This window comes from Bartonella sp. AP57NXGY (assembly GCF_042195805.1).
In the GTDB taxonomy this organism is placed as follows: domain Bacteria; phylum Pseudomonadota; class Alphaproteobacteria; order Rhizobiales; family Rhizobiaceae; genus Bartonella.
In genome coordinates, this window is sequence record NZ_JBHIOZ010000661.1 from 1 (window position 1) to 557 (window position 557).

1 protein-coding gene is annotated in these 557 nt (G+C 35.5%); it reads left to right on the forward strand.

All coding sequences use genetic code 11. The features are described 5' to 3' along the window. Window positions 1-557 (forward strand): hypothetical protein (locus tag ACFIL8_RS12895; RefSeq protein ID WP_375690102.1); only part of this gene is annotated, 557 nt, incomplete at both ends.

Sequence of the window (557 nt, forward strand, 5' to 3'; positions counted from 1 at the left end):
AATCGTATGGCTTTTCAGCTTATTGATCACTGGCCCAATTGGAGCTTACCTATTGCAGTTTTGGTTGGTAAAGAAGGCTCTGGAAAAACGCACTTTTCTAATATATGGCTCCAAAAAGCAGATGCTTTCAGGATTCAGCACAATGAAATTGATCAGGCTATTACTATGGCTTCTTTAGGCAGATCATTTTTAATAGAGGATATTGATGCAGGTGAAATCAATGAGACAGAACTTTTTCATTTAATTAACAGTATTAAGCAAGCAAATCTTGATGCACGACAAGCTACTTTATTGATGACGGCACGAACACTTCCTTCCGCTTGGAATTTAATGTTAAATGATCTAAAAAGTCGTCTTAATTCGGTAATGTTCGTTGAAATTAATCAGCCTGATGATGCATTGTTAACAGCTGTTGCATTTAAGCTTTTTTCAGATAGGCAACTTATTGTACATCCAGATACGGTTTATTATCTTGTAAGTCGTTGTGAACGTTCTTTATTTTCATTGAAGCGTGTTGTTGATTCTGTTGATCAGTTGGCATTACAAAGAAAAAGAAA